The sequence below is a fragment of the Qipengyuania intermedia genome (genome assembly GCF_019711615.1).
GTDB lineage: Bacteria > Pseudomonadota > Alphaproteobacteria > Sphingomonadales > Sphingomonadaceae > Qipengyuania > Qipengyuania intermedia.
In genome coordinates this window covers 977,970-1,002,224 of record NZ_JAIGNS010000001.1, presented here as the reverse complement: position 1 = coordinate 1,002,224, position 24,255 = coordinate 977,970, and the positions used below count along the sequence as shown (strand labels likewise).

The window sequence follows — 24,255 nt, the reverse complement described above, 5'->3', positions numbered from 1 at the left end:
ATTTGGGACGGGAATCACAGTTACAATGCGCGGCGACATCAAACCGGAAGTCTGTGTCATCGGACTTGGCTATATCGGCCTGCCTACGGCGGCGATCATCGCTTGGGCAGGGTGCCCCGTTCACGGCGTGGACGTGACGCAGAATGTCGTCGACACGATCAATCGCGGCGAAATCCATATCGAGGAAGTCGATCTCGATGGTCTCGTCCAGGCTGTCGTTCAGCGGGGCCTGCTCAAGGCCTCGACCAAGATCGCGCCCGCCGACGTTTTCGTGATCGCCGTGCCCACGCCCTTTGCCAAGGACGGCAACCACACGCCGGACACTTCCTATGTCATGGCGGCGGCGGAGAACGTCGCCTCCGTGCTCAAGAAGGGCGACGTGGTGATCCTCGAGTCGACCTCGCCTGTCGGCACGACGGAGGCCATGCGCGACGCGATGGCGGCCAAGCGGCCCGACCTTGCCATGCCCGGCCTCACCGACGGCCAGCCCGACATCAGCCTCGCCTATTGTCCCGAGCGCGTGCTGCCAGGCAAGATCCTCGAGGAACTGACGCATAACGACCGCTCGATCGGCGGCATCACCCCGCGCTGTGCGAGAAAGGCGCTGGCATTCTACAAACGCTTCGTGAAGGGCGAATGTGTCACCACCGATGCCCGCAGCGCGGAAATGACCAAACTGGTCGAAAACAGCTTCCGCGACGTGAACATCGCTTTTGCCAACGAATTGTCGATGATCGCCGACAAGCAGGGCCTCGACGTGTGGGAGGTGATCCGCCTCGCCAATCGTCACCCGCGCGTGAACATCCTCCAGCCCGGCCCGGGCGTCGGCGGGCATTGCATCGCAGTCGACCCGTGGTTCATCGTCCACGGCGCGCCCGAGGACGCGAAGATCATTCGCCAGGCACGCGAGACCAACGATGCCAAGATGCATCACGTCCTCGCCCGCGCAAAAGCTCTGGTAGAGGCCAATCCGGGCGCGAAAATCGCCTGCCTCGGCCTCGCCTTCAAGGCGAATATCGACGATTTCCGCGAAAGCCCGGCGCGCTATGTCGCCGCCAGCATTGCCCGCGAATATGGTGAGCGCGTGCAGGTGGTCGAACCGTATGCGGGCGAGCTACCGCGCGAATTCGACGGGACGGGTGCCGAACTGGTCGATATCGACACGGCGCTGGAGGAAAGCGATGTCCTCATCACGCTGGTCGACCACGATGTCTTCAAGGTGATCCCGCCCGAAGAGCGGCAGGGCAAGGCCGTATACGACACGCGCGGCATCTGGCCCGACGTCGCCTGACCTACTTGTCGAGCGCGATATCCGGCGCGTCTTCCTGCTTCATGCCGACGATGTGATAGCCTGCATCGACGTGATGCGTTTCGCCGGTCACGCCCGATGACAGGTCGGACAGGAAGTAGAGGCCCGAGCCGCCCACATCTTCGATCGTGACATTGCGGCGCAGGGGCGAATTGTACTCGTTCCATTTCAGGATGTAGCGGAAATCGCCGATTCCGCTGGCTGCCAGCGTCTTGATCGGTCCCGCGCTGATCGCGTTCACGCGGATGTTTTCCGGGCCGAGGTCGTTGGCGAGATACTGGACGCTGGTTTCCAGCGCCGCCTTAGCCACGCCCATCACGTTGTAATGCGGGATGACCTTTTCCGCGCCGTAATAGGTCAGCGTTAGGATGCTGCCGCCGTTGGGCATCATCTCGCGCGCCCGTTTTGCCACGGCGACCAACGAATAGGCGGAGATGTTCATCGTCATCAGGAAATTGTCGAGGCTGGTGTCGACATACTTTCCGCGAAGCTCGCTTTTGTCCGAAAAGCCGATCGCATGGACGACGAAATCGATCGTGTCCCACCGTTCTCTCAGCGTGTCGAACGCGCTGTCGAGCGCATCCATGTCGGACACGTCGCATTCGAAAGTGAAGTCGCTCCCCAGCTGTTCTGCGAGGGGACCGACGCGCTTCTTCAGAGCCTCGCCCTGGTAGGAAAACGCCAGTTCCGCGCCTTCTTCGCGCAGCTTCTTGGCGATGCCCCATGCCAGCGACTTGTCGTTGGCGAGACCCATGATCAGTCCGCGCTTGCCCTGCATCAGTGAGCCCATAGCTGCCTTCCTTCCTTCGATCTTCAATCCGTCTGCGCGGCCGTGTCTGCCTCGCCTTCTCCGCCCAGTTCTTCTTCCTCGGGCGTTTCAGCCAGCGCCGCGTTCAATTCCGCGCCGATAACCACACCAAGCCCGACAAGCCAGAAAAAGAACAGCGCGATCATGATCCCGGCAAGGCTGCCGTAGGTGAGATTGTATGAGAAAAAGCTGCGCAGGACGACGGGCATGAGCGACGTGACGAGGATCCACCAGAGCGTCGTGAACAGGACACCGGGCCACTTTGGATAGCGCCGGTGACGGTAATGCGACGGGGTGAGAGAATAGAATATCAGGTAGAGCGATCCGAAGAGGCCGATCGCCGGCAGGATGCGCGAAATCCTGAGGTCGGTGATGTGTTCGACCAGCTGCGGGAAATAGGCCTCGATCACTTGCTGGGCCGCGCCGATCACAACCTGCGCCAGCAGCGAAAGCATCAACAGCAACACCGCGCCGATAATGACGCCGGATGAGAACAGCCGGTATTTCCAGAACGCCTTCGTCATCTTCGTCCCGTAGGCCCGCCGCAGGATATCGCGGATGGTTTCGACAAGACTGCCGACGGTCCACAGGGCCACGAGGGCACCTGCCCACAACAGCCAGCCGCTACGCGCCTCGATCACGTCGCGCGCGACCGGTTCGATCACATTGCCGACCATGGGCGGAAGGGCGACAAGGACGGCGTTGATCGTTGCCGCGCGCTCCGCCTCTTCGCCGAATAGCGAGAAGATCGCGGCACCCAGGATGAAGAACGGAAAAATCGACAGCATCGCAAGGTAGGCGAGGTTGCCCGCGTGGATGAAGCCGTCGTTGAACGTGCCGACGGCGGTGCGCTTCAGGACCTGGAAGAAATAGGTGCCGGGACCGACCCGCTTGGCCACACGGCCGCGCAGTGTGACCGCCTCCTGCCGCCGCGCTTCCGGAGAGAGCGACCGGATCTCGCGCTCTTCAGGCTGCGGAAGCGGATGATGTACCAAAGGCCCTATACCCCGAGTTTGCTCCGTGGGTCGCTGTCGTCCTTCCACCCATCGAGACGCTTGGCAAGTTCGCCAAGGTCGGCGGGAAGCTGGATTTCGAGCGTCACGAGCTGGTCGCCGCGGCTGCCGTCCTTCTTGGAGAAACCCTTGCCCTTGAGGCGCAGAACCGATCCGCCGCTGGTGCCGGCCTTGATTGTCATCATCACCGGACCATCGACCGTGGGCACGCGGACCTTGGCACCGTTCACCGCTTCGTCGAGCGTGATCGGCAAATCGAAACGCACATCGTCGCCGTCGCGCTTGTAGAGTTTGTGCCGGTCGATGCGGATCGTGACGAGCCCGTCGCCCGCGCCGCCCGGACCCTGCTGGCCCTTGCCCTTGAGGCGCATTTGGGTGCCGTCCTCGACGCCCTTAGGCAGTTTCAGGTCGATAGTCTTTCCGTCGGCAAGCGTGATGCGCTGGTCCTTGAGCGAGGCCGCATCGGTGAAGGGGACGCGCAGGGTATAGCCTATGTCGGCGCCCTTGGGCGGCGGCGCACGGCGCCCGCCGAACGGATCGCCGCGGCCACGCGAGCTTGTCCGCCCGCCGCCGAACAAGCCTTCGAAAATGTCGCCCAGGTCGACGTTTTCCTGGCTGAATCCCTGGAAATCCTCGGCCCTGAAGCCACGCTGGCCGCCCGGGTGGCCGCCGCCGCCGAACCCGCCGCCCATGCCGCCGAAGGGATTGGTCGGATTGCCCTCGGCATCGATCTCGCCCCGGTCGAACCGGGCGCGCTTGTCCTTGTCCGACAGCAGGTCGTAGGCGTTGGTCACTTCGCTGAAGCGCTCGGCCGCCTTGGGGTTGTCCTTGTTGCGATCGGGATGAAGCTCCTTGGCGAGCTTGCGGTATGCGCTCTTGATATCCTTTTCGGATGCAGAGCGCGGGACGCCAAGGGTGGAATAGGGATCGGCCATAGCGTGTTAGCTAGGTGCAACACGTTGTCCGCGCAAGCGGAGAGGCTTTCCTACGGACGAAGCGGGATATAGGGAACGCGTCATGCACGGCTTCAACCATCCTCATCCCCGTGAAGTTCCGCCATTTTGCGGCCAAACGCGCGGGCGAGGTTTTTTGCCCCAGGACTGTGTTCCACCCGTTCCACTCTGTAGGACTGCCCGATGAGCGATAGCGACAGCGCAATTCCCGTCACCGATCCGTTCACCCTGTTCGAAGAATGGTTCGGAGAGGCGAAGGCGAGCGAGCCGAACGATCCCAATGCCATGGCGCTCGCCACGGCCAGCGAAAGCGGTATGCCCTCCGTGCGCATGGTGCTGCTGAAAGGGCATGGCACGCACTGGGGCGAGGGCGGCGGCTTCGTGTTCTACACCAATGCCCAAAGCCGCAAGGGCGAGGAAATCCGCGCCAACATGCAGGCGTCGCTCCTGTTCCACTGGAAAAGCCTGCGCCGCCAGATCCGTATCGAGGGACCGCTACAGGAAGTGAGCAGCGAACAGGCCGATGCCTACTTCCATTCGCGTCCGCGCGTCTCGCAGATCGGCTCGGCGGCCTCCGACCAGTCTCGCCCGTTGCCCGACCGGCAGGTCTACCTCGACCGTGTGGCCGCCCTCGAGGAACGCTATCCGGAGGGCGACATACCGCGTCCGCCACATTGGACCGGCTTCCTGCTGACGCCGACTGCGATCGAATTCTGGCAGGACCGCCAGTACCGCCTGCATGACCGCCGCCGCTTTACGCGAACAGCGCCGACCGATGGCTGGTCCAACACGTTGCTCTATCCATGAGTACCGATCGCGCCCGCCTCGCACGCTCCGCCGCGCTCGCTTCGATCAGCGTTGCCGTCATCCTCGTCGCGCTCAAGACCTGGGCGACCTGGAAAACCGGTTCGACTGCCATGCTCGGCAGTCTTGCCGATTCCGCGCTCGACCTCATCGCCAGCCTCGCCACGCTGACCGGCGTGTGGATCGCCTCGCAGCCGGCGGACGAAGACCATCGCTTCGGCCACGGCAAGGCAGAGGCGCTGGCCGCGATCTTCCAGGTCATGCTTATCTCCCTGTCGGCCTTCGGCATCGCGACCCGCGCCATCCTGCAATTTGCGGAGGGCCAGCAGACCGAGGCCGCGGCCGAGGGGATCGGCGTCTCGCTGGTGGCGATCGTGCTGACCTTCGCGCTGCTCGGCTGGCAACGCCACGTCATGAGCCGGACGCGCAGCCTGGCGATCAAGACCGACCACCTGCATTACAAATCCGATCTCTTTCTGAATCTCGCCGTGATTGCGGCCCTGGTGCTCGACCAATTCGTGGGGGTGCGGGGCGCAGACCCGGCGTTCGGCCTCGCCATCGCAGCATGGCTGGCTTGGGGCGCCTTCAACGCCGCGCGCGACGCGGTGGACGATCTGATGGACCGCGAATGGCCCGAGGAAAAGCGCCTTGCCTTCGTCGAAGCCGCTGCAAAGCATCCCGAATTGTCCAACCTGCATGACCTGCGCACTCGCACCAGCGGGCACCGCGATTTCGTGCAGTTCCACGTCGACCTGCCCGGGACCATGACGGTCGAGGAAGCGCACGACATTATCGAGCGGGTCGAGGAGGACCTTTGTCGCCAGTTTCCCGACATGGAACTGCTGATCCACATCGATCCCGAAGGCCATGTCGATGAACCCGACAACCCGCTGGTTGAGGAAAATGAATTCGATCGTCTGGGAGGCGAGAAGTGACACCACTCGAATATTGGCATGTCGACGCTTTCGCGGATGGGGCGTTCAAGGGGAACCAGGCGGCCGTAATGCCGCTGGAGGCGTGGCTGGACGATGATGTCCTCCAAGCCATCGGGGAAGAGAACAACTTCGCCGAGACCGCCTTCGTCATCCCCGATGCGAGCGGGCAGGCGGATTACGAGTTGCGCTGGTTCACACCGACGGAAGAAGTGCGCCTGTGCGGTCATGCGACGCTGGCGAGCGGACATGTGCTGCTGTCGAAGAGCGGTAAGGACCGCGTTACCTTCCGCACGCGCAAGGCCGGGTTGCTGGAGGTGCGCAAAAGCAGCGCGGGCTACGAACTCGGCCTTCCGCTCATCCCGACAGAGCGCGGATCATGGGACGAGGCCGTGTCGCTCCTGGGCGCAGAGCCGCAGGAAGTCTGGCTCAATCCCGAAGGCTACGGCGTCTACCTTTACGAGAGTGAAGACGAAGTGCGCGCGATCGAACCGGATATGCGCGGACTGAAGGCGCTCGGGAACGACCAGTTCATCTGCACGGCACGCGGGAGCGAAACCGATGTGGTCAGCCGGGTCTTCGTTCCGGGCGGCGGCGTCGACGAGGACAGTTTCACCGGCTCGGCCCATGCCGCGCTGACGTGGTTCTGGACCGAGACGCTCGGCCGCGACAGCTTCACCGCCTTCCAGGCTTCGCGGCGCGGCGGCCATGCGACCTGTCGCCGCGAGGGCGATCAGGCCTGGCTGTCGGGCGACTGCGTTACCGTGGTGAAGGGCGAGTTCTACCTGCCCTCGGCGGGATAGAGCTCGATAATATCGGCCAGCTGCTGCAGCATCGCCTTGCGTTCGGCTGCGTCGGAATGGCCGAGGCGCACCACAGTCAGTCCCTGCTCAGGCGAGACGAAAACATATTGCCCCATGTGCCCGATCATTGCGAAGGCGCTTTGCGGTGCGCGATTGGGGAACAGCGGGTGCTCATCCTCGCCAGTGGGGCGGTTGAGCCAGGTCTGCAGTCCGTAATGCGGCGACACCGGGCTAGGTTTGACCATCTCCTCCACCCAGCTGCGCGGTACGAGCTGTTCGCCGCGATGCGAGCCCTTGCGGCGTAGCAGCTCGCCCAGCTTCGCCCAGTCGCGGGCGTCGGCATGCATCAGGCTGCCGCCGATCAGCGTGCCGGCACGGTCGAATTCGAGGACCATGGAATCCATCCCGAGCGGATCGAACAGGCGGGCATGGAGATAGTCGCTCACCGCGCGGCGTCGCTCGCCGGGATCGCTACTCTCCGTGAGTGCGCGAGCGGCAATATCGGCAAGGATGACAGTGGTGTTCGAGGAATACTCGAACCTCTCTCCCGGCTCGGCTTCCGGCGGCTGGGCCGTCGCGAAACCGGCCATGTCGTCGCGCTCCTCGAGGAAGAGCATGCGCACTTCGCTGCTCTCGTAGGGCGGGTCGCCGGCCTCCGTATGCTCGAGGCCGGACCGCATCTGGAGCAGGTGACGCAGCGTGATATCGGCGCGCGGATCGCCGCTCCGTTGCCAGCGCGGCACGGGGGCGGGCGCATCAAGGCGCAACAGGCCGTCGCCGACGAGTTGGCCGATCAGCATCGCGGTCACGGTCTTCGCCATGGACCAGCTGACGAAACGCGTGTCGGCATCGTAGTCCTCGCCATAGCGCTCCGCCGCGATCTGTCCGTCGTGCATGACGACGAGCGCGCGGGTATCGCCAAGTCCTTCCATCTCGAAGAGGTCGTCGATCTCGCGTGCCAGAGCCTTGCGCGGGGCACCCGCATCGTCCGTCACGGCAGCAAGCGCTTCCTCGCTCAGCGGCGGCTCTTCGGCAGGTCCGGGACCGCCGCAAGACGCGAGGCTTGTAGTGGCAAGGACAAGAGCGATAAGGGGGCGCGACCGCAGAATCATTCGTACGCACTCGCACGGGGAAACCGCTCTCGCAATGGCGAAAAATCGCTCAATTCTTTCCAGCCGCTGGCTGTGGCTCCTGATCCTCGTCGCGGTTCTGGCGAGCGCGCTGTGGCTGGCCTGGGGCGACAGTGTAAGGCGCACGGCCGAGGCCGGCACGGCCTATGGCGCACGCGTGGCCTGTTCGTGCCGCTTCGTTGCCGGACGTAGCCTTTCGGACTGCGCAAAGGACAAGCTCGAGGGCATGGAATTCGTGATGCTGAGCGAGAACACGGATTCGATGACAGTGACCGCCAGCGTGCCTCTGGTCGCTTCGGACACGGCCACCTACCGCGAAGGCTATGGCTGTATCCTCAAGGAATGGGAAAGCTGATTACGCCGTGAGGCGTTCGGTCTCGTCGATCCAGCCGCCGCCGACAACGCGTTCGCCCGCATAGATCACGGCCGCCTGCCCCGGCGCCACGCCGAACTCTGGCTCAGCAAAGCGAATCCTCGTTCTCGTCCCTTCGCCGAAAGGTCCTTCGATCGTCACCGGAACCGGCTTAGCCATGCTGCGCACCTTGGCCGTCAAACCTGCATCCGGAACCGGGCCGATGCGGTTCGTCTCGATGACGGTCGCGCTCGACACGGCGAGCATCCGCTTTGGACCGACTAGGACGCGGGCGGCTTCCGCATCGATGCCCACGACATAAAGCGGTTCCGGCTGGCCGCCGATATCGAGGCCGCGGCGCTGGCCGACGGTATAATGGATGACGCCCTGATGCTTGCCAAGAACGTCGCCTGTCGCCGCGTGGACGATATCTCCCGCAGCCGCACCCTCGGGACGCATCTTCTTGACGATCTTGGCGTAGTCGCCGTCGGGCACGAAGCAGATGTCCTGGCTGTCGGGCTTGGCCGCATTGCGCAGGCCGGCCGCTTCGGCCAGCTCGCGCACTTCCGCTTTCGGCAATCCGCCAAGCGGGAAGCGGAGGTAGTCCAGCTGGTCCTGCGTCGTTGCATATAGGAAATAGGACTGGTCGCGAGCGGGATCCACTGCGCGGTGTAGCTCGCTTCCGGCGGGCCCCATGACGCGGCGGACGTAATGTCCGGTGGCGAGGCAGTCCGCGCCGAGCTCGCGAGCCATGGCAAACAGGTCGGTGAACTTGGGGCCCATGTTGCAACGGATGCACGGCACCGGCGTGCGCCCGGCCAGATACTCGTCCGCAAATGCCTCGACCACGTCCTCGCGAAAGGCGCTTTCGTGATCGTAGACGTAATGCGCAATACCCAGGCGATCGGCGACGGCGCGCGCATCCGCAATGTCGTCGCCCGCGCAGCATGCTCCCTTGCGTCCCGTGGCGGCGCCATAATCGTAGAGCTGGAGGGTTATGCCGATAACCTCTGCCCCGCTTTTTGCAGCAAGGGCGGCCACGACGGACGAATCCACGCCGCCCGACATCGCCACGACGATGCGGCAGTCGCTGGCGGGGCGAGGCAGGTCGAAAAGATCGGCCGCAGCGGCCGGTTCGAGAAGACGGGATTCGGGCATGGCGCGCCCCATACACGGCCTTGCGCCGCATCTCCACCATTTACGGTTTTGCGCCGGGGGCGATGCTTCACAGTCTCTTTACCATAGCGCGCTATTCAGGATGGCATGTTTGAGGGGCACATCAATAGAAAGGCTTTCGTCGAGGGACGTGAAAGCGAGGTTTTGCAGCGGTTTCGCTGGACCGAGCTGGTCGCGCGCCTCGAGGCGACTCGCGAATTGCGGGCCGAACTCGCCAAGGGTTCGGTCGGCGGCTTCGAGGCCTTCGGCGAAGTCCGGCGCGAAAACTGCGAGAATGGTAAAAGCGCCATTAACCACACTGATTTAGTGCATGGCAAAGTAGCCGGGCTAAACCCTTCTCGAGCCGCAAATGGTGCGGTGCATGGCGACAAAGAGAAATAGATGATCGAGAACCAGGACATCCGCCCTGCACAGGTAATCGGCCCGCTTGGCGAGCCGCTGACCTTGAAGGACCTTCCGTCGCCCAAGACGAAGCGCTGGGTCGTGCGTCGCAAGGCCGAGGTCGTAGCTGCCGTCAACGGCGGTCTGCTGACCATCGACGAGGTGTTGGAGCGTTACGGGCTTACGCTGGAAGAATTCGCATCCTGGCAGCGGGCGGTCGATCGCTCCGGCATGCAGGGCCTGCGCGTCACCCGCATCCAGCACTATCGCGATCTCTACGAGCGCCAGTTCAAGTACTGAGCGGTTCCGGCAGCGGGAACCAAACCTGAATCCATTCGCTTTCCGACTATCCCCGCTCCGCCATGCGGTGTGGGGTTCTTCCGTCATTTTGCCTCTTTCGAGGGGAGGGCGACGGCAAATAACAGGAGGAAGTTCAATGGGTTGGATTATCGCACTTATCGTCGGTGGTATTGCCGGCTGGCTCGCAAGCCTCGTCATGAACCGTGATGCCTCGATGGGCATTTTCTGGAACATCGTCGTCGGCTGCGTAGGCTCGGTCCTTGGTAACCTGATCGCCGGCCCGCTGCTCGGCGTCCAGGGAAGCGTCCAGGAATTCTCGCTGACCGGCCTCATCATTGCAATTGTCGGCGCAGTCGTATTGCTCGGCATCGCCAACCTCGTCCAGCGTGGCCGGGTCCGGTAACACCGAAACCTACAGAGATCAGATCGGGGCGGCGGGGAAACTCGCCGCCCCTTTTTCGTGCCCGTTCGTCAGGCGAAGTCGCCCCTTCATAGAGAGCGCCATTGCCCTCGTCGTAGCACGCTCGTAGGGCGGAAACGCGCAGTCTTGCGCATTGTGATTTACTCGACTAATACAGTGGCCGAGTGAAAAGGTTGTGACCGACCGGGGCGAACGAATGAATTACGAGACCGAAATCAAATCCGACCTTGGTGATGCCTCGGACGTAAAGTTCGCAGAGCGGGGCGGTTTCGCACGCTTCAAGACCGGCAAGGGCCGCTGGGTCATTGCCGTTGTTCTCGCGCTGGCGGCAATCATCGGCGGCTACATGTTGATGTCGGGCGGCGAAACGGCTGCCGACGACGATCGCGATGCGCAGGCGCCCTCGATCAGCGTCATCGCACCCGGCCGGACGACCGTCACCGGCGAAATTACCGCCACCGGCACGATTGCCGCGCGTCGTTCCATGCCGGTCGGCGTGGTCGGTGAAGGCGGACGGGTCGTCTCGGTCCCGGTGGAACAGGGTAGCTGGGTGCGCCAGGGCCAAGTGCTGGCGGTAATCGATCGCTCGGTCCAGACGCAGCAGGCGCAAAGCGCTGCCGCCCAGATCCAGGTCGCCCAGGCCGACGCCAATCTGGCGCAGGCCAATCTCGACCGCGCCCTGCAGCTGGTGGAGCGTGGCTTCGTCTCCAAGGCCGATGTCGACCGCCTGACCGCCACCCGCGATGCGGCAGTGGCGCGGGTCCGCGTGGCGCAGGCATCGCTGCGCGAATTGCAAGCACGCAATGCGCGTCTCAACATCGTGGCGCCGAGCGCGGGGCTGGTGCTCGAACGCAATGTCGAGCCGGGCCAGACGGTCAGCGGTGGCTCTCCGCCGCTGTTCGTGATCGCCAAGGGCGGCGAAATGGAAATGCTGGCGCGCCTCAGCGAAAACGATCTTGCGCGCCTGTCGCCGGGCGAGTCCGCAGAAGTGACCCCGTCGGGATCCGAAAAGACTTTCTCCGGCCAGATTTGGCAGATCGCCCCGACCATCAACGCGCAGGACCGCCAAGGCACGGTGCGTATCGCGCTTCCTTACGCTCCCGAACTTCGGCCTGGCGGCTTTGCTACCGCAACGATTTCGAGCGGAACACTCGTGGCGCCCATCCTTCCGGAAAGCGCCGTCCTGTCCGATCGTGAGGGCGATTACGTCTACGTCATCGACAACGATAACAAGGCCGTGCGGCGTAGCGTAACCACGGGTGAAGTGACTTCGCGCGGTATCGTTATCGCAGAAGGTCTCACCGGTTCCGAAAAGGTCGTTCTGCGGGCCGGCGGCTTCCTGACCGAAGGCGAAACGGTGGTGCCGGACCTGGTCAAGCTGGACGGGGAATAAACGCGTGAATTTCCGCAATATCTCCGCATGGTCGATCCGAAACCCGGTCATTCCCCTGGTTGCATTTACTGCCCTGCTGCTGGCGGGCCTGATCAGCTTCATGCGCATGGATGTCGTGAACAATCCCGACATCGAATTTCCGGCGGTCAACGTCACGATCTCACAGCCCGGTGCAGCGCCGACCGAAATCGAAAACCAGATCACCCAGCGCGTGGAATCGGCAGTGCGTTCGATCAATGGCGTGGCGTCTCTGAACTCCACTGCGCGCGAGGGTAGCTCGAACACATTCATCGAGTTCGAAATCGGCACCGATCCAAACGATGCGGTGGCAGAGGTAAAGAACGCGGTAGACCAGATTCGCGGCAGCTTGCCCGACGGTATCCTCGAGCCCCGGATCACCAAGGAAGAGATTTCCGGCGGTTTTCTTGCCATTTACGCCGTCGAAGCCGACGACATGACGATCGAAGGCCTCAGCTGGTTTATCGACGACACTGTCGCGAAGCAGCTGCTCGGCATCGAAGGCATGGCAGAGGTCAACCGTTTCGGCGGCGTCGACCGCGAGATCGAGGTCATCCTTGATCTACCGCGCATGCAGGCGCTCGGGGTAACGGCCAGCCAGATCAACAGCGTACTGCGCCAGAACAATCTCGATGCAGCCGGCGGTATGGCCGAAGTCGGCGGCACGCGTCAGTCGGTTCGTGTTCTCGGCAATAATGCCAGCGCTTTCGAACTCGGCGAACGGCAGATCCAGCTCGGTGGTGGCCGCACGGTCAAGTTGTCCGATGTCGCGACGGTACGTGACGGTTTTTCTGAACGTACTTCGATCAGCAAGGTGCGCGACAAAGAGGTCGTAAACTTCGCAATGTCTCGCGCCAAGGGTGCGTCGGACGTAACCGTATTCGAGGAAGCTCTTGTCCAGATCGAAGAGATCGAAGCGGCCAATCCCGGTGTGAAGTTCATCCCCCTCTTCAACACGGTCAAGTACACGGAAAACCAGTACGACAGCGCCATGGCGGCCATGATCGAAGGCGCGATCCTGGCGGTTGTGGTCGTGTTCTTCTTCCTGCGCGACTGGCGCGCCACGGCGATTTCGGCGGTCGCCATCCCGCTCTCGGCCATTCCCACGTTCTGGTTCATGGACCTGCTCGGGTTCAACCTGAACCAATTGTCATTGCTTGCCTTGGCGCTTGTGGCCGGGGTCCTGGTCGACGACGCTATCGTCGAGATCGAGAACATCGTGCGACATATGCGCATGGGCAAAAGCGCCTATCAGGCATCGATCGACGCCGCCGATGAAATCGGCCTGCCGGTCGTGGCGACTAGCTTCTGCATCGTCGCGGTCTTCTTCCCGGTCGGTGCAATGCCAGGGATCTCGGGCCAGTTCTTCAAGAACTTCGGCTTCACCGTAGTGGTTGCCGTGCTCATGTCCCTTGCCGTGGCGCGAATGATCACGCCGATGCTTGCCGCTTACTTCCTGAAGGCGCAGGGCCAGCAATCGCACGGCGAAGGTCCGATGATGGACCGCTACATGGACGTGCTGCGCTGGTCGCTCGACCGCGGCAAGATGTATGCGGCACGCGACGGCGTCGAAAGCCCGCGCCGCAGGTGGCTCTATGTTATCGGCCTGCTGAGCGTCGTGCTTGTGACGCTGGTAGTATCTGCCGTTGCGACCTTTGGTGTATCGGGCATGTTGACGGGGCTGGAACTCGTAGAGACCGTCGTCGGATCGGATGACGGCTTCTTTGCCGGCCTTGTCTCGCGTCTCATCGAGCTCCTCCAGCTTCTGGCGTCGCTTGGCGCGGGCTTCCTGGCCATCATAGCTCTCTTTGCGGCCATAGGGCTGGTCGTGCGCTTCTGCGGCCAGAATATACGCGAAGGCTGGCAGTACATGCGCGCGCGCTTCCTCGACCACCGTGTGTGGATGCTTGGCGTCGGGTATTTCTCGCTCCTGCTGACCATCCTTCTGTTCTCGATCACCCCGGCGCAGTTCCAGCCGGTCATCGATGACGAGAACAGCCGCGTCGAGATCGAAATGGTCCCGGGTACCACGCTGGAAACGACCGAGCGCGTCGTCGACCAGGTCGCGGACATCCTCTACAACCAGCAGGAAGTCGAACTCGCTCTGGAGCGTGTACGCGAAGGGCAGGCTACGATCTACGTGACGCTTCGCCCCGACCGCGAACGGACCTCGATCGAGTTCGAGCGCGCGATCGCACCGGTCTTCGCGCAGATCCCCGATGCCCGCGTCCGTTTCGCGTCGCAATCGGGCGGCTTCGGTTCCGGCCGTGACATGACGGTCATGCTCGCCGGTTCCGATCCCGATCTGCTGAACGAGACAGCGGCTACGCTCGTCGAACAGATGAAGGGTATCGATGCTCTCGTTGCGCCGCGCATCAGTGCCGACATCAACCGGCCGGAAATCCTGATCACCCCGCGCGATAACATTGCTGCCGAGCTCGGCGTTTCCACCGTCGCGCTCAGCCAGACGATCCGTATCGCCACCATGGGCGAGATCGAACAGAACGCAGCCAAGTTCTCTTTGTCCGATCGTCAGATCCCGATCCGGGTGAAATTGCCCGAGCAATCGCGCGAGAACCTCGACACTATCAGGAACCTGCCCGTCCCGACGGCCTCGGGTGGATCTGTTCCGCTGTCGCGCGTTGCGGAAGTCTCCTTCGGTTCCGGACCCACGGCGATCCAGCGCTACAACCAGAACCGCCGCGTTCTGGTCGGCGCCGATCTTGCCCAAGGCGTTGTGAAGGGCGAGGCCCAGCAGGAAATCGACCAGCTCCCCATCCTCCAGGACCTGCCGCAAGGCGTCATCCGCGACGTGGTGGGCGAGGACGAGTGGCAACAGGAGCTGATTTCCAGCCTGTTGATCGCCATCATGTCGGGCGTGCTGCTGGTGTTTGCCGTGCTCGTCCTGCTCTACAAGCGCCTGATGAGCCCGCTGGTCAACATGACCTCGCTGGCGCTGGCTCCTCTTGGTGGTATCCTGCTGGTCTGGATGTTCGGCCAGCCGCAATCCATGCCGGTGTATATTGGCATCCTGCTGCTGCTCGGCATCGTCTCGAAGAACTCCATCCTGCTGATCGACTTCGCCATCGAGGAAATGGATCGCGGGACGCGCAAGCTTCATGCAATCATCGATGCGGGGCACAAGCGCGCACAGCCGATCGTCATGACGACCGTTGCAATGACGGCGGGCATGGTGCCGACGGCGCTGTCGGGCGTACTTGGGTCTGGTGACGGTGCCTGGCGCGCCCCGATGGGCACGATGGTGATCGGCGGCCTGATCCTCTCCACCCTGCTGACGCTGCTGATCGTTCCGGCCGGTTTCAGCCTGGCGGATGGCTTCGAAAAGCGTGCAGGACCCTGGATGCGCAGGCGCTTCCTGACATATCGTCCGGGCGACGATGGCAAGCCGGCGTCCGGTGGCGCGCATCCAGAAGCCGGGATCGATCCGGCGGAGTGATCGTCGCCTGATTATGGCGGATGAGTTGACCTACCCTTCCCGAGCTAACGCGGGACAGCTTCCACCGGACCGCGCGCGTACCATGCGGCGCGCGGCCACCGGCATGCTGGTTCTCATGGCCGCGGTGTTCGTCCTGTCCGGCCGTTATCTCGCTCTCCATCCGGCGTGGGGTTACCTTCATGCCTTTGCCGAGGCGGCGATGGTCGGCGGCCTTGCCGACTGGTTTGCCGTTACCGCGCTATTCCGTCGGCCGCTCGGCCTGCCGATCCCCCACACGGCGATCATCCCGGAGAACAAGGACCGCATCGCCGATACGATGGCGGACTTCCTGCGCAGCAACTTCCTCACCCCCCAGGTCGTGGCGCGGCGAATGGGCACCATGAACCTTGCAGGCGCTGTCGGATCTTATCTGGCAGACCCTAAAGCCGCCCAGGACACACGCATCCGCGCCGGGGCGGGCGACCTTGCGGTCGAAGTACTGGAATCGCTCGATCCCGACCGACTGGGCACGCAGGTGCGCAGCGGAATTGCAGCACAAATCGAAAAGCTGGAAATCGCTCCCCTGTTAGGCGGCATGCTGGAGGCGATGATCGCGGATGGCCGCCATAAGCCGCTGATCGACAAGATCATCCGCTGGGCAGGACTTGTCCTGGAGGACAACGAAGCGCTCGTGCGCGACATGGTGCACAAGCGCGCCAATGCCGTCCTGCGCTTTACGGGCCTCGACGAACGACTGGCCAATTCGGTGATCGATGGCCTCTACAAGCTTCTGGCGGAAGTTCTCGTCGATCCCGAACATCCCTTGCGCGACAAGATCGAAGAGGGGCTCGAGGAACTCGCCAAGGGTCTGCGGGATGATCCCGAGATGCAGGAGCGGGTCGAGCGACTGAAGCGGGAACTGCTGACCAATCCTGCGATTGCCGACTGGTGGCAGGGGGTCTGGGAGAGAATCCGCGCCCGGCTGATCCGCACGATCAAGGATTCGGGCGGTGTCGGACCGTCCTATCTTGGAGAGACCCTCGGCGAGCTTGGCGCGGCCTTGCGTGATGACGATCGGCTGCAGATGCAGGTCAATCGTTTCGCCCGCCGGACGGCTGTCGGCATCGCGACGCGCTACGGAGACCAGATCGTGCAACTGGTGTCGGAAACCGTGCGGCGCTGGGACGCCACGACACTAACCGACCGGGTAGAGGGGGCCGTTGGCCGCGACCTCCAGTTCATCCGCATCAACGGGACGCTCGTGGGCGGGCTGGTGGGGGTTACCCTTCATGCCGGGAGCCAACTGCTCGCGTCGATGTGAGCACCTCAACCTGCTTTGAAGTCTACCGTCAGGTTCCAGTATGAAGGCACTTCTTCGCCTTGGTCATTGAGAGCGGGCTCGAACTTTGCCCGTTTCATCAGAGCAAGGCAGAGGGCATCTTCGAACATCTGGGGTACTGTCGAGTCCTGGATCTGGCAGAACGTGGCGCGCCCCGCCGTGCCGACCGTCAGTCTTACGGCGATCCTTGCACCCATGCCGTATTTCTGCATCAGACCGGGATAATCGCTGGACTGTACCCAGGTGCCCTGATCCAGGGGCACCGCTCCTTGAGCGACCCTCCCGCCTTTCTCCGTGGACAGGAAGGTCTTTTCCAGCGCAGCGGTACACTGGTCGATAGCTTCGCCAAGCTCTGAAAGATCGCCCGTTTCCAGTCGGAAACGCTTCAGACCGGCACGCTCGATCTGCAGGAATTCGATGGCGGCCATGCGCTCGGCGTCGATAGTTTCGACCGCGAGGCTCCCATCGGCAATTCTTTCCGCCGGGGCGAACCGGACGCCGTAAAGAACCAACGCAGCTTCTCCGCCGCGTGTCTTGGCAGAGATATAATTTCGCCCGCTTGGTTTTTCTTCCGGCCCGAACTGAATGCTTATCAGGGGGCCACGAGTGTTCCGCACCGCGTCGCCGATGATCGTCACGTTGAATGCGTCGCCGCTACCGCCGTGCTCGAAAACGAGCTTGGCAGTGTCTTGTTCATGCGTGAAAGCTCTCCTCGCTACGCATCGGTCGGTCAGTCTCTCGACCGACCACTCGGTCGACGGCTGATAGATTGCCGCATTCTCTTGCGCCGAGGTGTTGGTAGCCGATGCTGCCAAAGCGACCGTCAAGATTGCGAAGATCGGTGATCGCATCACTCTTCCTGTTACTGTGCTGCAAAGCCGGGACGGCTAATCGTCAGGGCACGTTACCGCGCATCCGGTAAACGATCCTGGTGGTGTAGAAACTCCGGACCGCCGCACCATCGAGTTTGCGGGCCGGCTCGATTGCGGCATCGGACTGGAAAATCGTGCACGGGTGACGCTTCATGTCGAAACCTTCAGCGAGCGTCTGGTTGAGAAGGGTGCATTTCTCAACGCTGCCGTCATCGCCCACATTGAGGCGCAAATGGAAGTCTGCTTGCGCGCCCTTCCTTAAAGCTTCGGCCGGATATTCACGCGTGATACGACCCGCAACAAGATCCATGTTGGTGATCCGCGGCGGTGTCGCCACCTCCCGCTGCTCCTCGACATCGAAGCCCCAGCTTTCGACGAGCTTCTCCATGCAAAGGTTGAAGGCGCGAAGGGGCTTCTCCATCTCGCCCAGTCCGAGCGTGAAGGATGCCGATCCTCTCTGGTCTATGAAAAGGCTGTCGACTGAAGCCGCACTCGCGGCATCGAGCGCCGGGAGCCCTCGTGGCTCGGTAAGCCAGTCGCGCTCATTATCCCCTCGCTCGGCGTCGGGTCTTGCCGCGACAGTGGTTTCGCCCGCGACCACTGCCCCGTAATCGCCGAGCGTTGCGCCGGTATAACGGAAGTCCTCACTGTCTCCGCCGGGTCCGAACTGAAAGCCGGCTCGCCCGGTGATTTTCACATCACGAACCATCGGTCCCGCGACTGCCCATTGTGCCGAGACCGACGGACCCCACTGGTCGAGAATGAAAACGGTTTTTTCTTCGTCGGACCCGAACAGGCGAGCGAGACGGCACCTGTCTTCGCCCATATCCAGTTGCCACGGACCGATGGGCGAGAGGGCGACCGGTTCACGCTCCGCAGCCGAGACAGGCCCCACGCCCGAGATCAAAATCGGCAATGCAGCGAACAAAAACGTGAATTTGCGACCAGTCATGAAAAACCCCTCCGCCACAACTATGTGACGAAGGGACTTTTAATTCAAGCGAATGCTTTATTTAAAGCTTTTCGGTCAGTTCGGGCACTGCCTTGAACAGATCCGCCACGAGGCCGATGTCCGCGACCTGGAAGATCGGCGCGTCCTCGTCTTTATTGATGGCGATGATGGTCTTGGAATCCTTCATGCCCGCAAGGTGCTGGATCGCGCCTGAGATGCCGATGGCGATATAGACTTCCGGGGCCACGATCTTGCCGGTCTGGCCCACCTGGTAGTCGTTCGGAACGTAACCGGCATCCACTGCGGCGCGCGATGCGCCGATGCCCGCACCGAGCTTGTCCGCCAGCGGCGTGATGATCTGTTCGAAGGTCTCGCCGTCCTTGAGCGCACGGCCACCCGATACGATGACCTTGGCACTGGTGAGTTCCGGGCGGTCGCTCTCGGCGATCTCCGCGCTTACGAAACTGGACAGGCCAGCATCGGCAGGGCCGGAGATTTCCTCGATCGTGCCGCTGCCGCCTTCGGTTGCCGCCTTGTCGAAAGCAGTTCCGCGAACAGTGATGACGAGCTTTTCATCGGAACTTTCGACGGTCGCAATCGCGTTACCGGCGTAGATCGGCCGAGTGAAGGTCTTGTCGCCTTCGACCGAAAGGATGTCCGAAATCTGCATGACATCGAGAAGAGCAGCGACGCGCGGCGCGATGTTCTTGCCGGTGGTGGTGGCGGGTGCGACGAAAGCGTCGTGGTGGCCCATCTGATCGGCGATCAGGGGGGCGACGTTCTCAGCTAGCGCATGCTCGTAAGCCGCATCGTCGGCGAGGTGGACCTTGCCCACTCCGGCGACCTTGGCGGCCTGTTCCGCAACGGCGCGGCAACCCGAGCCTGCTACGATAAGGTGAACCTCGCCCAGCTTGCTGGCGGCGGTAACCGCAGCGAGAGTGGCGTCCTTCATCTCGGCATTGTCGTGTTCGACCCAGACGAGAGTTTTCATAAGTCTATTCCTTTCCTGTCCGGGTTCTTACGCGATGCCGAGCGCTTTGATCTTGGCGACCAGCGCGTCAACGTCTTCGACCTTCTCGCCAGCCTGGCGAACCGGCGGTTCGGAGACATTGGTTGTCTTGAGGCGCGGCGCTGTGTCGACGCCGTAGTCGGACGGGCTCTTGGTATCGAGCGGCTTCTTCTTCGCCTTCATGATGTTGGGCAGCGATGCATAGCGCGGCTCGTTCAGGCGAAGGTCGGTGGTGACGATCGCAGGAAGCGTGAGCTTTACGGTCTCGAGGCCGCCATCGACTTCGCGCTTCACGGTGACGCTGTCGCCATCGACTTCGACCGTGTTGGCGAAGGTGCCCTGCGGACGGCCCATAAGGGCTGCGAGCATCTGGCCGGTCTGGTTCGAATCGTCGTCGATCGCCTGCTTGCCGAGCATGACGATGCCGGGCTGCTCTTCCCCGGCGATAGCCTTGAGGATTTTGGCGACCGCGAGCGGTTCGACGTCATCGTCGGTTTCGACGAGAATCGCACGGTCCGCACCCATGGCGAGTGCAGTGCGCAGCGTTTCCTGAGCCTTGGCCGGGCCGACGGATACGGCAATGATTTCTTCCGCCTTACCCGCTTCCTTGATGCGAATGGCTTCTTCGACGGCAATTTCGTCGAAGGGGTTCATGCTCATTTTCACATTGGCGAGATCCACGCCCGAACCGTCGGCTTTCACGCGCGGTTTGACGTTGTAATCGATCACCCGCTTGACGGGGACGAGGATTTTCATGGGAGTTACCTTCCTCTCGATTTGAAACTGTGGCGCCCGCCTAGCTTGCGTTTACGTAAACGTCAAGTTGGTGGGCCCCGAAATCCTTTTGCTCTTCCGATTCCCTCGCCCGCAGAAAACTGCAGGTCAAGCGCGGCAGAGCAGTCTCTTTAACTATCCTTGGTGCGCAGAATTGTTTCCGCTTGATCGGCAAGGTGAAAGCGATGCGCGTCTGGTTGATCGCTGCTGCCTTTGGCGCCGTAATTGCGACGCCAATTTCGAGACCGGAACTAGTCGATACGCTCGAACGCTGCGCAGGATTCGTGGCGATAGATCATCCGGAAGCCAAGCTGCGCGAGAAGCGGAGGGGTGCCTTCGGCATCGAGGTGATCGCTGTCGAATTCGCACAGGATGCGCCCACACCGTTGCAGGGCGTCGAACTCGTTTCGTAGAACCGCATCCTCTGCCCCTTCGATATCCATGACCAGGTCGAATTCGCCGACAGCATATGTCTCAAGAAGTCCGGAGAGAGTGCTGGCGGGCACCTGCAGATCGCCACTGTCGGTAACGCGTCCGGCGAGTCCGAGCCCGCTAGCGAAACCGACCGATTGTGCGCCGCTGTAATCGATCGCAAGGTTCTCTACATGCGCATCGACGAAACCATTGAGCTTGAGATTGCGGAGTGCGCGCTCGGCCAGTGTGGGTTCGGCCTCGACGGCGATCAGCCGGATACCGGGTTTACGCTGTCGTGCCAGTTCGCAAGAGATGACCCCTAGCGACGCGCCCAATTCCACCACGTCGCGGGTGCCGTCGTAAAACGAAGCCGCCATGTAGCGCTCTGCACGCTCGTACAGCCCGAGCCGAAGGGCTCCGGCGTGATGACTGTGTTCGCCGCTGATATCGAACCGGAGGCCCCGGCTTTTCACGATCCCATCGGTCCCGGCCGCCCAGCGCGACAGCGCGGGACTGGTGATCAATCTATCGAAAATACTCGCTTTGATCTGCCGCGGTACGAGCTCGCGAAATTGGTCGAGCAAGCGCTTGGGTGGAGGGGCGGACAATCTGTTTTGTCCGCCCGCCAGCCCGCAATCAGGCGGCCTTCTTCACTTCGGCCACGATCTTCTTGGCTGCGTCGCCCAGATCGTCTGCCGGCACGATCGGCAGGCCCGAGTTGGCGAGGATTTCCTTGCCCTTCTCGACATTGGTACCTTCGAGACGGACGACCAGCGGCACGTCGAGCTCGACTTCCTTGGCCGCGACAACAATACCTTCGGCGATGGTGTCGCAGCGCATGATGCCGCCGAAGATGTTCACGAGAATACCCTCGACCGCAGGGTCCTTGAGGATGATCTTAAACGCCGCAGTGACCTTCTCGGTCGTTGCGCCGCCGCCCACATCGAGGAAGTTCGCGGGGAAAGCGCCGTTGAGCTTGATGATGTCCATCGTCGCCATGGCGAGGCCTGCGCCGTTGACCATGCAGCCGATGTTGCCGTCGAGCTTGATGTAGGCGAGGTCGTATTCGCTCGCTTCGACTTCGGCCGGGTCTTCCTCGGTCTCGTCGCGCATCGCTTCCACGTCCTTGTGGCGGTAGAGCGCGTTGCCGTCGAAGCTCATCTTGGTGTCGAGGACGAGCAGGTTGCCGTCCTTGTCTTCCACCAGCGGGTTGATCTCGAGCATTTCCATGTCGAGGTCCATGAAGGCGGTGTAGAGCTGCTTGGCGAGCTTCTGGCACTGCTTGTTTGTGTCGCCCGTCAGCTTGAGGGCGAAGGCTACCGCGCGGCCATGGTGGGGCATGAAGCCCTGTGCCGGGTCGATGGTGATCGTGGTGATCTTTTCGGGCGTCTCGTGCGCGACGTCTTCGATGTCCATCCCGCCTTCGGTCGAAGCGATCATGGCGACTTGGCCGCTGGCGCGGTCGACCAGCATCGAGAGATAGTATTCATGCGCGATGTCGACACCATCGGTCACGTAGAGGCGATTGACCTGCTTGCCTTCATCACCGGTCTGGATCGTGACCAGCGTATTGCCGAGCATTTCCTTGGCGTTCGCTTCGACGTCCTCGATGCTCTTCGACAGGCGGACGCCGCCCTTCGCATCGGGGCCGAGTTCCTTGAACTTGCCCTTGCCGCGGCCGCCGGCGTGGATCTGTGCTTTTACCACGTAGAGCGGGCCCGGAAGCTGTTTGGCGCCTTCAACCGCCTCTTCGACGGTGAGTGCTGCATGACCCGCAGGGACGGCGATGCCGTATTTCGCGAGCAGTTCCTTGGCCTGGTATTCGTGGATGTTCATTTCGGGCTTTCGTCCTTCGCGTTCAGCGCGGCTGGAGGGAATCGAGTTGCGGGGCCGCATAAGCATGTCTGGCCCCGCTTGAAAAGTGCGACTTTCGGGTGCAGGGGCGCTTCCCATCCATGATCGACGCAAAGCGACTCGAATCGATCGTCTCCGAAGCGGGACGGATCGCGCTGGACCTCTGGCCAGGCGCGGGCAACGACGTGCGTACCTGGGAAAAGACTCCAGGCAGCCCGGTATGCGAAGCCGATCTGGCCGTCGACGCCTTCCTCAAGCGAGAATTGGGCGCGCTGTTGCCTGCGGCCGGCTGGCTTTCGGAAGAGACGGTCGACGATCCGGCGCGTCTCGACCGCGATCTTATCTGGCTCGTCGATCCTATCGACGGAACCCGCGATTTCATTCGTGGCCGTCCGGGCTGGGCGGTGTCCGTTGCCCTGATAAGTGCAGGTCGGCCGCTGATCGGCTCGCTCTGTGCGCCCGCCCGTAAGGAAGTCTGGCAAGCAACTGCAGGACAGGGTTCCTGGAGAAACGGCGAGAAGCTTGTTTCCTCCAAGCGCGAGGAATTCACCGGTGCCCGTGTCCCTGCAGCAGACCTGATGAAACAGGACCGGATGCTTGAGAAAGTTTACCAGCCCAACTCGATTGCGCTACGCATGGCGATGGTGGCGGCGGACGAAGCCGACTTGGTCGCGACCCTGCGCTGGGGCTTTGAGTGGGACATTGCGGCAGCGGCTCTCATCGCGCGCGAAGCGGGCGCGGCTGTCTCGGACGCCTTCGGGCGCAAGCTGAATTACAACAAGCGCGACCCGCGCGAGTTCGGCATGGTCGTGAGCGCCCCCGGCATCCATTCCGCAACGGTTGCGCATCTCGCCGAACGGGCTGCGACCCTGGGTTCCAAATAGCACCCCCAACAAAAAAGGGACCGGGTTTTGGCCCGGCCCCTTTCCTGCGACTTTTCCGAAAGGCTCGGATCAGTTGCCCTGCTGGGCTGCTTCGACATCGTCTTGGTCGAAGGGGATAATCTTGATTTCGACGCGGCGGTTGAGCGGTTCGGCAACGCCGTCCGCAGTCTGGACCGCGAGATTGGTTTCACCAAAGCCCATCCAGCGGATGCGCGAAGAGCTCACGCCGCGGCTGGTCAGATAGTTTGCGACTGCCTGCGCACGCTGCTCCGAGAGGCGCTGGTTGAAGTCCGAGGCACCAACGGTGTCGGTGTAGCCGTACACGTCGATCAGGCTGTTCGGATACTGGACTAGGTTCTGCGCGACCCGGTCGAGGGTCTGGCGGAAAGCGCTGTTGATCGTGGCGCTGCCAGTAGCAAACGTCACGCCGTCCGGCAGGTTCACGAGGATAGCCTCGCCGCCATCGACTTCGCTGACGTCTACGCCCGAACCGGCAGTCTGCTCTTCGAGCTCCTTGATTTGCTGGTCCATCTTGTAGCCGACATAGCCGCCGGCAGCTGCACCGCCTGCAGCACCGATAATACGGCCGGTCTTGCCACCGATGACGCCACCAAGCAGGCCGCCGGCGACTGCACCGCCGACGCCGCCGAGGACGGTGCGCGAAATCTTCTTTTCACCCGTGTTCGGGTCGGTGACGCAGGCCGAGGTGCCCATGAGGGCGACTGCCGAGAAACCTGCGAGGAAAATCCGTGATTTTTGCATAAATATATCCCCTTCTAGAGTTATGACGGCCAGCGGCTCCTTACGAGCCGGTGCCGACACGCCATGTGGGACGCGCCCACCAGCGCCTCTGAAAGTTCCCAACAAGCGAAACGGCCCAGTGTTCCGCGAAGCACTGGCATGCGCGATAATTTGTGCTAGCGCAGGA

24 protein-coding genes are annotated in these 24,255 nt (G+C 62.4%); 12 read left to right on the top strand and 12 right to left on the bottom strand.

The window, feature by feature from the left end:
• Positions 1-25 precede the first annotated feature (25 nt).
• Positions 26-1,291, top strand: a complete 1,266-nt coding sequence (wecC, locus tag K3179_RS04950; protein ID WP_221562732.1) for a UDP-N-acetyl-D-mannosamine dehydrogenase — start codon at positions 26-28, stop codon at positions 1,289-1,291.
• Position 1,292: 1 nt separating this feature from the next.
• On the opposite strand, the gene fabI is transcribed toward wecC, so the two are convergent.
• From fabI to K3179_RS04935, 3 genes are read right to left on the bottom strand one after another with little or no spacing between them, the layout of a single operon-like run.
• On the bottom strand, positions 1,293-2,099 hold the full coding sequence (gene fabI / locus K3179_RS04945; RefSeq protein ID WP_221562731.1) for an enoyl-ACP reductase FabI: 807 nt from the start codon (positions 2,097-2,099) through the stop codon (positions 1,293-1,295).
• Positions 2,100-2,122: 23 nt separating this feature from the next.
• Entirely contained in the window at positions 2,123-3,112 is a 990-nt protein-coding gene (locus tag K3179_RS04940) for a YihY/virulence factor BrkB family protein (protein WP_247712799.1), read from the bottom strand.
• A 5-nt stretch (positions 3,113-3,117) separates the two neighbouring features.
• Positions 3,118-4,065, bottom strand: coding sequence for a DnaJ C-terminal domain-containing protein (locus K3179_RS04935; protein WP_221562730.1), 948 nt, complete (start codon positions 4,063-4,065; stop codon positions 3,118-3,120).
• Positions 4,066-4,266: 201 nt separating this feature from the next.
• Here K3179_RS04935 and pdxH point away from each other — a divergent pair, with 201 nt between their 5' ends.
• From pdxH to K3179_RS04920, 3 genes are read left to right on the top strand one after another with little or no spacing between them, the layout of a single operon-like run.
• Positions 4,267-4,890 (top strand): pyridoxamine 5'-phosphate oxidase, encoded by a 624-nt coding sequence (pdxH, locus tag K3179_RS04930; protein ID WP_221562729.1) that lies wholly within the window; start codon positions 4,267-4,269, stop codon positions 4,888-4,890.
• Complete coding sequence (locus tag K3179_RS04925; protein WP_221562728.1) at positions 4,887-5,822, top strand: cation diffusion facilitator family transporter; 936 nt, start codon at positions 4,887-4,889, stop codon at positions 5,820-5,822. The genes pdxH and K3179_RS04925 overlap by 4 nt, the downstream gene beginning before the upstream one ends.
• Positions 5,819-6,622, top strand: coding sequence for a PhzF family phenazine biosynthesis protein (locus tag K3179_RS04920; protein WP_221562727.1), 804 nt, complete (start codon positions 5,819-5,821; stop codon positions 6,620-6,622). The genes K3179_RS04925 and K3179_RS04920 overlap by 4 nt, the downstream gene beginning before the upstream one ends.
• On the opposite strand, the gene K3179_RS04915 is transcribed toward K3179_RS04920, so the two are convergent.
• Positions 6,601-7,734, bottom strand: coding sequence for a serine hydrolase domain-containing protein (locus K3179_RS04915; protein ID WP_221562726.1), 1,134 nt, complete (start codon positions 7,732-7,734; stop codon positions 6,601-6,603). The two genes, K3179_RS04920 and K3179_RS04915, sit on opposite strands and share 22 nt — an antisense overlap.
• A 34-nt stretch (positions 7,735-7,768) precedes the next feature.
• On the opposite strand from K3179_RS04915, the gene K3179_RS04910 reads away from it, so the two are divergent.
• The gene (locus K3179_RS04910; protein WP_221562725.1) at positions 7,769-8,107 is read left to right on the top strand and encodes a hypothetical protein; all 339 of its coding nucleotides are present in this window, start codon (positions 7,769-7,771) and stop codon (positions 8,105-8,107) included.
• Here K3179_RS04910 and mnmA read toward each other — a convergent pair whose 3' ends face one another.
• A complete protein-coding gene (gene mnmA, locus K3179_RS04905; RefSeq protein WP_221562724.1) occupies positions 8,108-9,262 on the bottom strand; it encodes a tRNA 2-thiouridine(34) synthase MnmA in 1,155 nt (384 codons plus the stop codon). It lies immediately after the preceding gene.
• A gap of 105 nt (positions 9,263-9,367) precedes the next feature.
• Here mnmA and K3179_RS04900 point away from each other — a divergent pair, with 105 nt between their 5' ends.
• From K3179_RS04900 to K3179_RS04875, 6 genes are all read left to right on the top strand, one after another.
• Positions 9,368-9,661: a hypothetical protein gene (locus K3179_RS04900; RefSeq protein WP_221562723.1), complete on the top strand. Its 294-nt coding sequence runs from the start codon at positions 9,368-9,370 to the stop codon at positions 9,659-9,661.
• On the top strand, positions 9,662-9,961 hold the full coding sequence (gene sciP / locus K3179_RS04895) for a CtrA inhibitor SciP (protein WP_090477161.1): 300 nt from the start codon (positions 9,662-9,664) through the stop codon (positions 9,959-9,961). It begins immediately after the preceding gene.
• 136 nt (positions 9,962-10,097) lie between these two features.
• Entirely contained in the window at positions 10,098-10,364 is a 267-nt protein-coding gene (locus tag K3179_RS04890; protein ID WP_221562722.1) for a GlsB/YeaQ/YmgE family stress response membrane protein, read from the top strand.
• A 214-nt stretch (positions 10,365-10,578) separates the two neighbouring features.
• Positions 10,579-11,775, top strand: a complete 1,197-nt coding sequence (locus K3179_RS04885) for an efflux RND transporter periplasmic adaptor subunit (RefSeq protein WP_221562721.1) — start codon at positions 10,579-10,581, stop codon at positions 11,773-11,775.
• Positions 11,776-11,779: 4 nt separating this feature from the next.
• Positions 11,780-15,250, top strand: coding sequence for an efflux RND transporter permease subunit (locus K3179_RS04880; RefSeq protein ID WP_221562720.1), 3,471 nt, complete (start codon positions 11,780-11,782; stop codon positions 15,248-15,250).
• A gap of 82 nt (positions 15,251-15,332) precedes the next feature.
• Complete coding sequence (locus tag K3179_RS04875; protein WP_221563032.1) at positions 15,333-16,550, top strand: DUF445 domain-containing protein; 1,218 nt, start codon at positions 15,333-15,335, stop codon at positions 16,548-16,550.
• Between the two features lie 5 nt (positions 16,551-16,555).
• Here the strand turns inward: K3179_RS04875 and K3179_RS04870 are convergent, their stop codons facing one another.
• The 6 genes from K3179_RS04870 to sucC form a co-directional block, all read right to left on the bottom strand.
• Positions 16,556-17,419, bottom strand: coding sequence for a TonB family protein (locus tag K3179_RS04870; RefSeq protein WP_221562719.1), 864 nt, complete (start codon positions 17,417-17,419; stop codon positions 16,556-16,558).
• A 43-nt stretch (positions 17,420-17,462) separates the two neighbouring features.
• Positions 17,463-18,392: an energy transducer TonB gene (locus tag K3179_RS04865; RefSeq protein ID WP_221562718.1), complete on the bottom strand. Its 930-nt coding sequence runs from the start codon at positions 18,390-18,392 to the stop codon at positions 17,463-17,465.
• Between the two features lie 61 nt (positions 18,393-18,453).
• Positions 18,454-19,383, bottom strand: a complete 930-nt coding sequence (locus tag K3179_RS04860) for an electron transfer flavoprotein subunit alpha/FixB family protein (protein ID WP_221562717.1) — start codon at positions 19,381-19,383, stop codon at positions 18,454-18,456.
• Between the two features lie 27 nt (positions 19,384-19,410).
• Positions 19,411-20,157 carry an electron transfer flavoprotein subunit beta/FixA family protein gene (locus tag K3179_RS04855; protein WP_221562716.1) on the bottom strand — a complete coding sequence of 249 codons (747 nt, stop codon included), beginning with the start codon at positions 20,155-20,157 and terminating at the stop codon, positions 19,411-19,413.
• A 269-nt stretch (positions 20,158-20,426) separates the two neighbouring features.
• Positions 20,427-21,113, bottom strand: coding sequence for an FkbM family methyltransferase (locus K3179_RS04850; protein WP_221562715.1), 687 nt, complete (start codon positions 21,111-21,113; stop codon positions 20,427-20,429).
• Positions 21,114-21,225: 112 nt separating this feature from the next.
• Positions 21,226-22,425, bottom strand: a complete 1,200-nt coding sequence (gene sucC / locus K3179_RS04845; RefSeq protein WP_221562714.1) for an ADP-forming succinate--CoA ligase subunit beta — start codon at positions 22,423-22,425, stop codon at positions 21,226-21,228.
• A 119-nt stretch (positions 22,426-22,544) separates the two neighbouring features.
• Between sucC and K3179_RS04840 the strand changes: the two genes are divergently transcribed.
• Positions 22,545-23,327, top strand: coding sequence for a 3'(2'),5'-bisphosphate nucleotidase CysQ (locus K3179_RS04840; RefSeq protein WP_221562713.1), 783 nt, complete (start codon positions 22,545-22,547; stop codon positions 23,325-23,327).
• Between the two features lie 69 nt (positions 23,328-23,396).
• Here K3179_RS04840 and K3179_RS04835 read toward each other — a convergent pair whose 3' ends face one another.
• The gene (locus K3179_RS04835) at positions 23,397-24,089 is read right to left on the bottom strand and encodes a YiaD family glycine zipper/OmpA-like lipoprotein (protein ID WP_090477182.1); all 693 of its coding nucleotides are present in this window, start codon (positions 24,087-24,089) and stop codon (positions 23,397-23,399) included.
• Between the last annotated feature and the right edge of the window lie 166 nt (positions 24,090-24,255).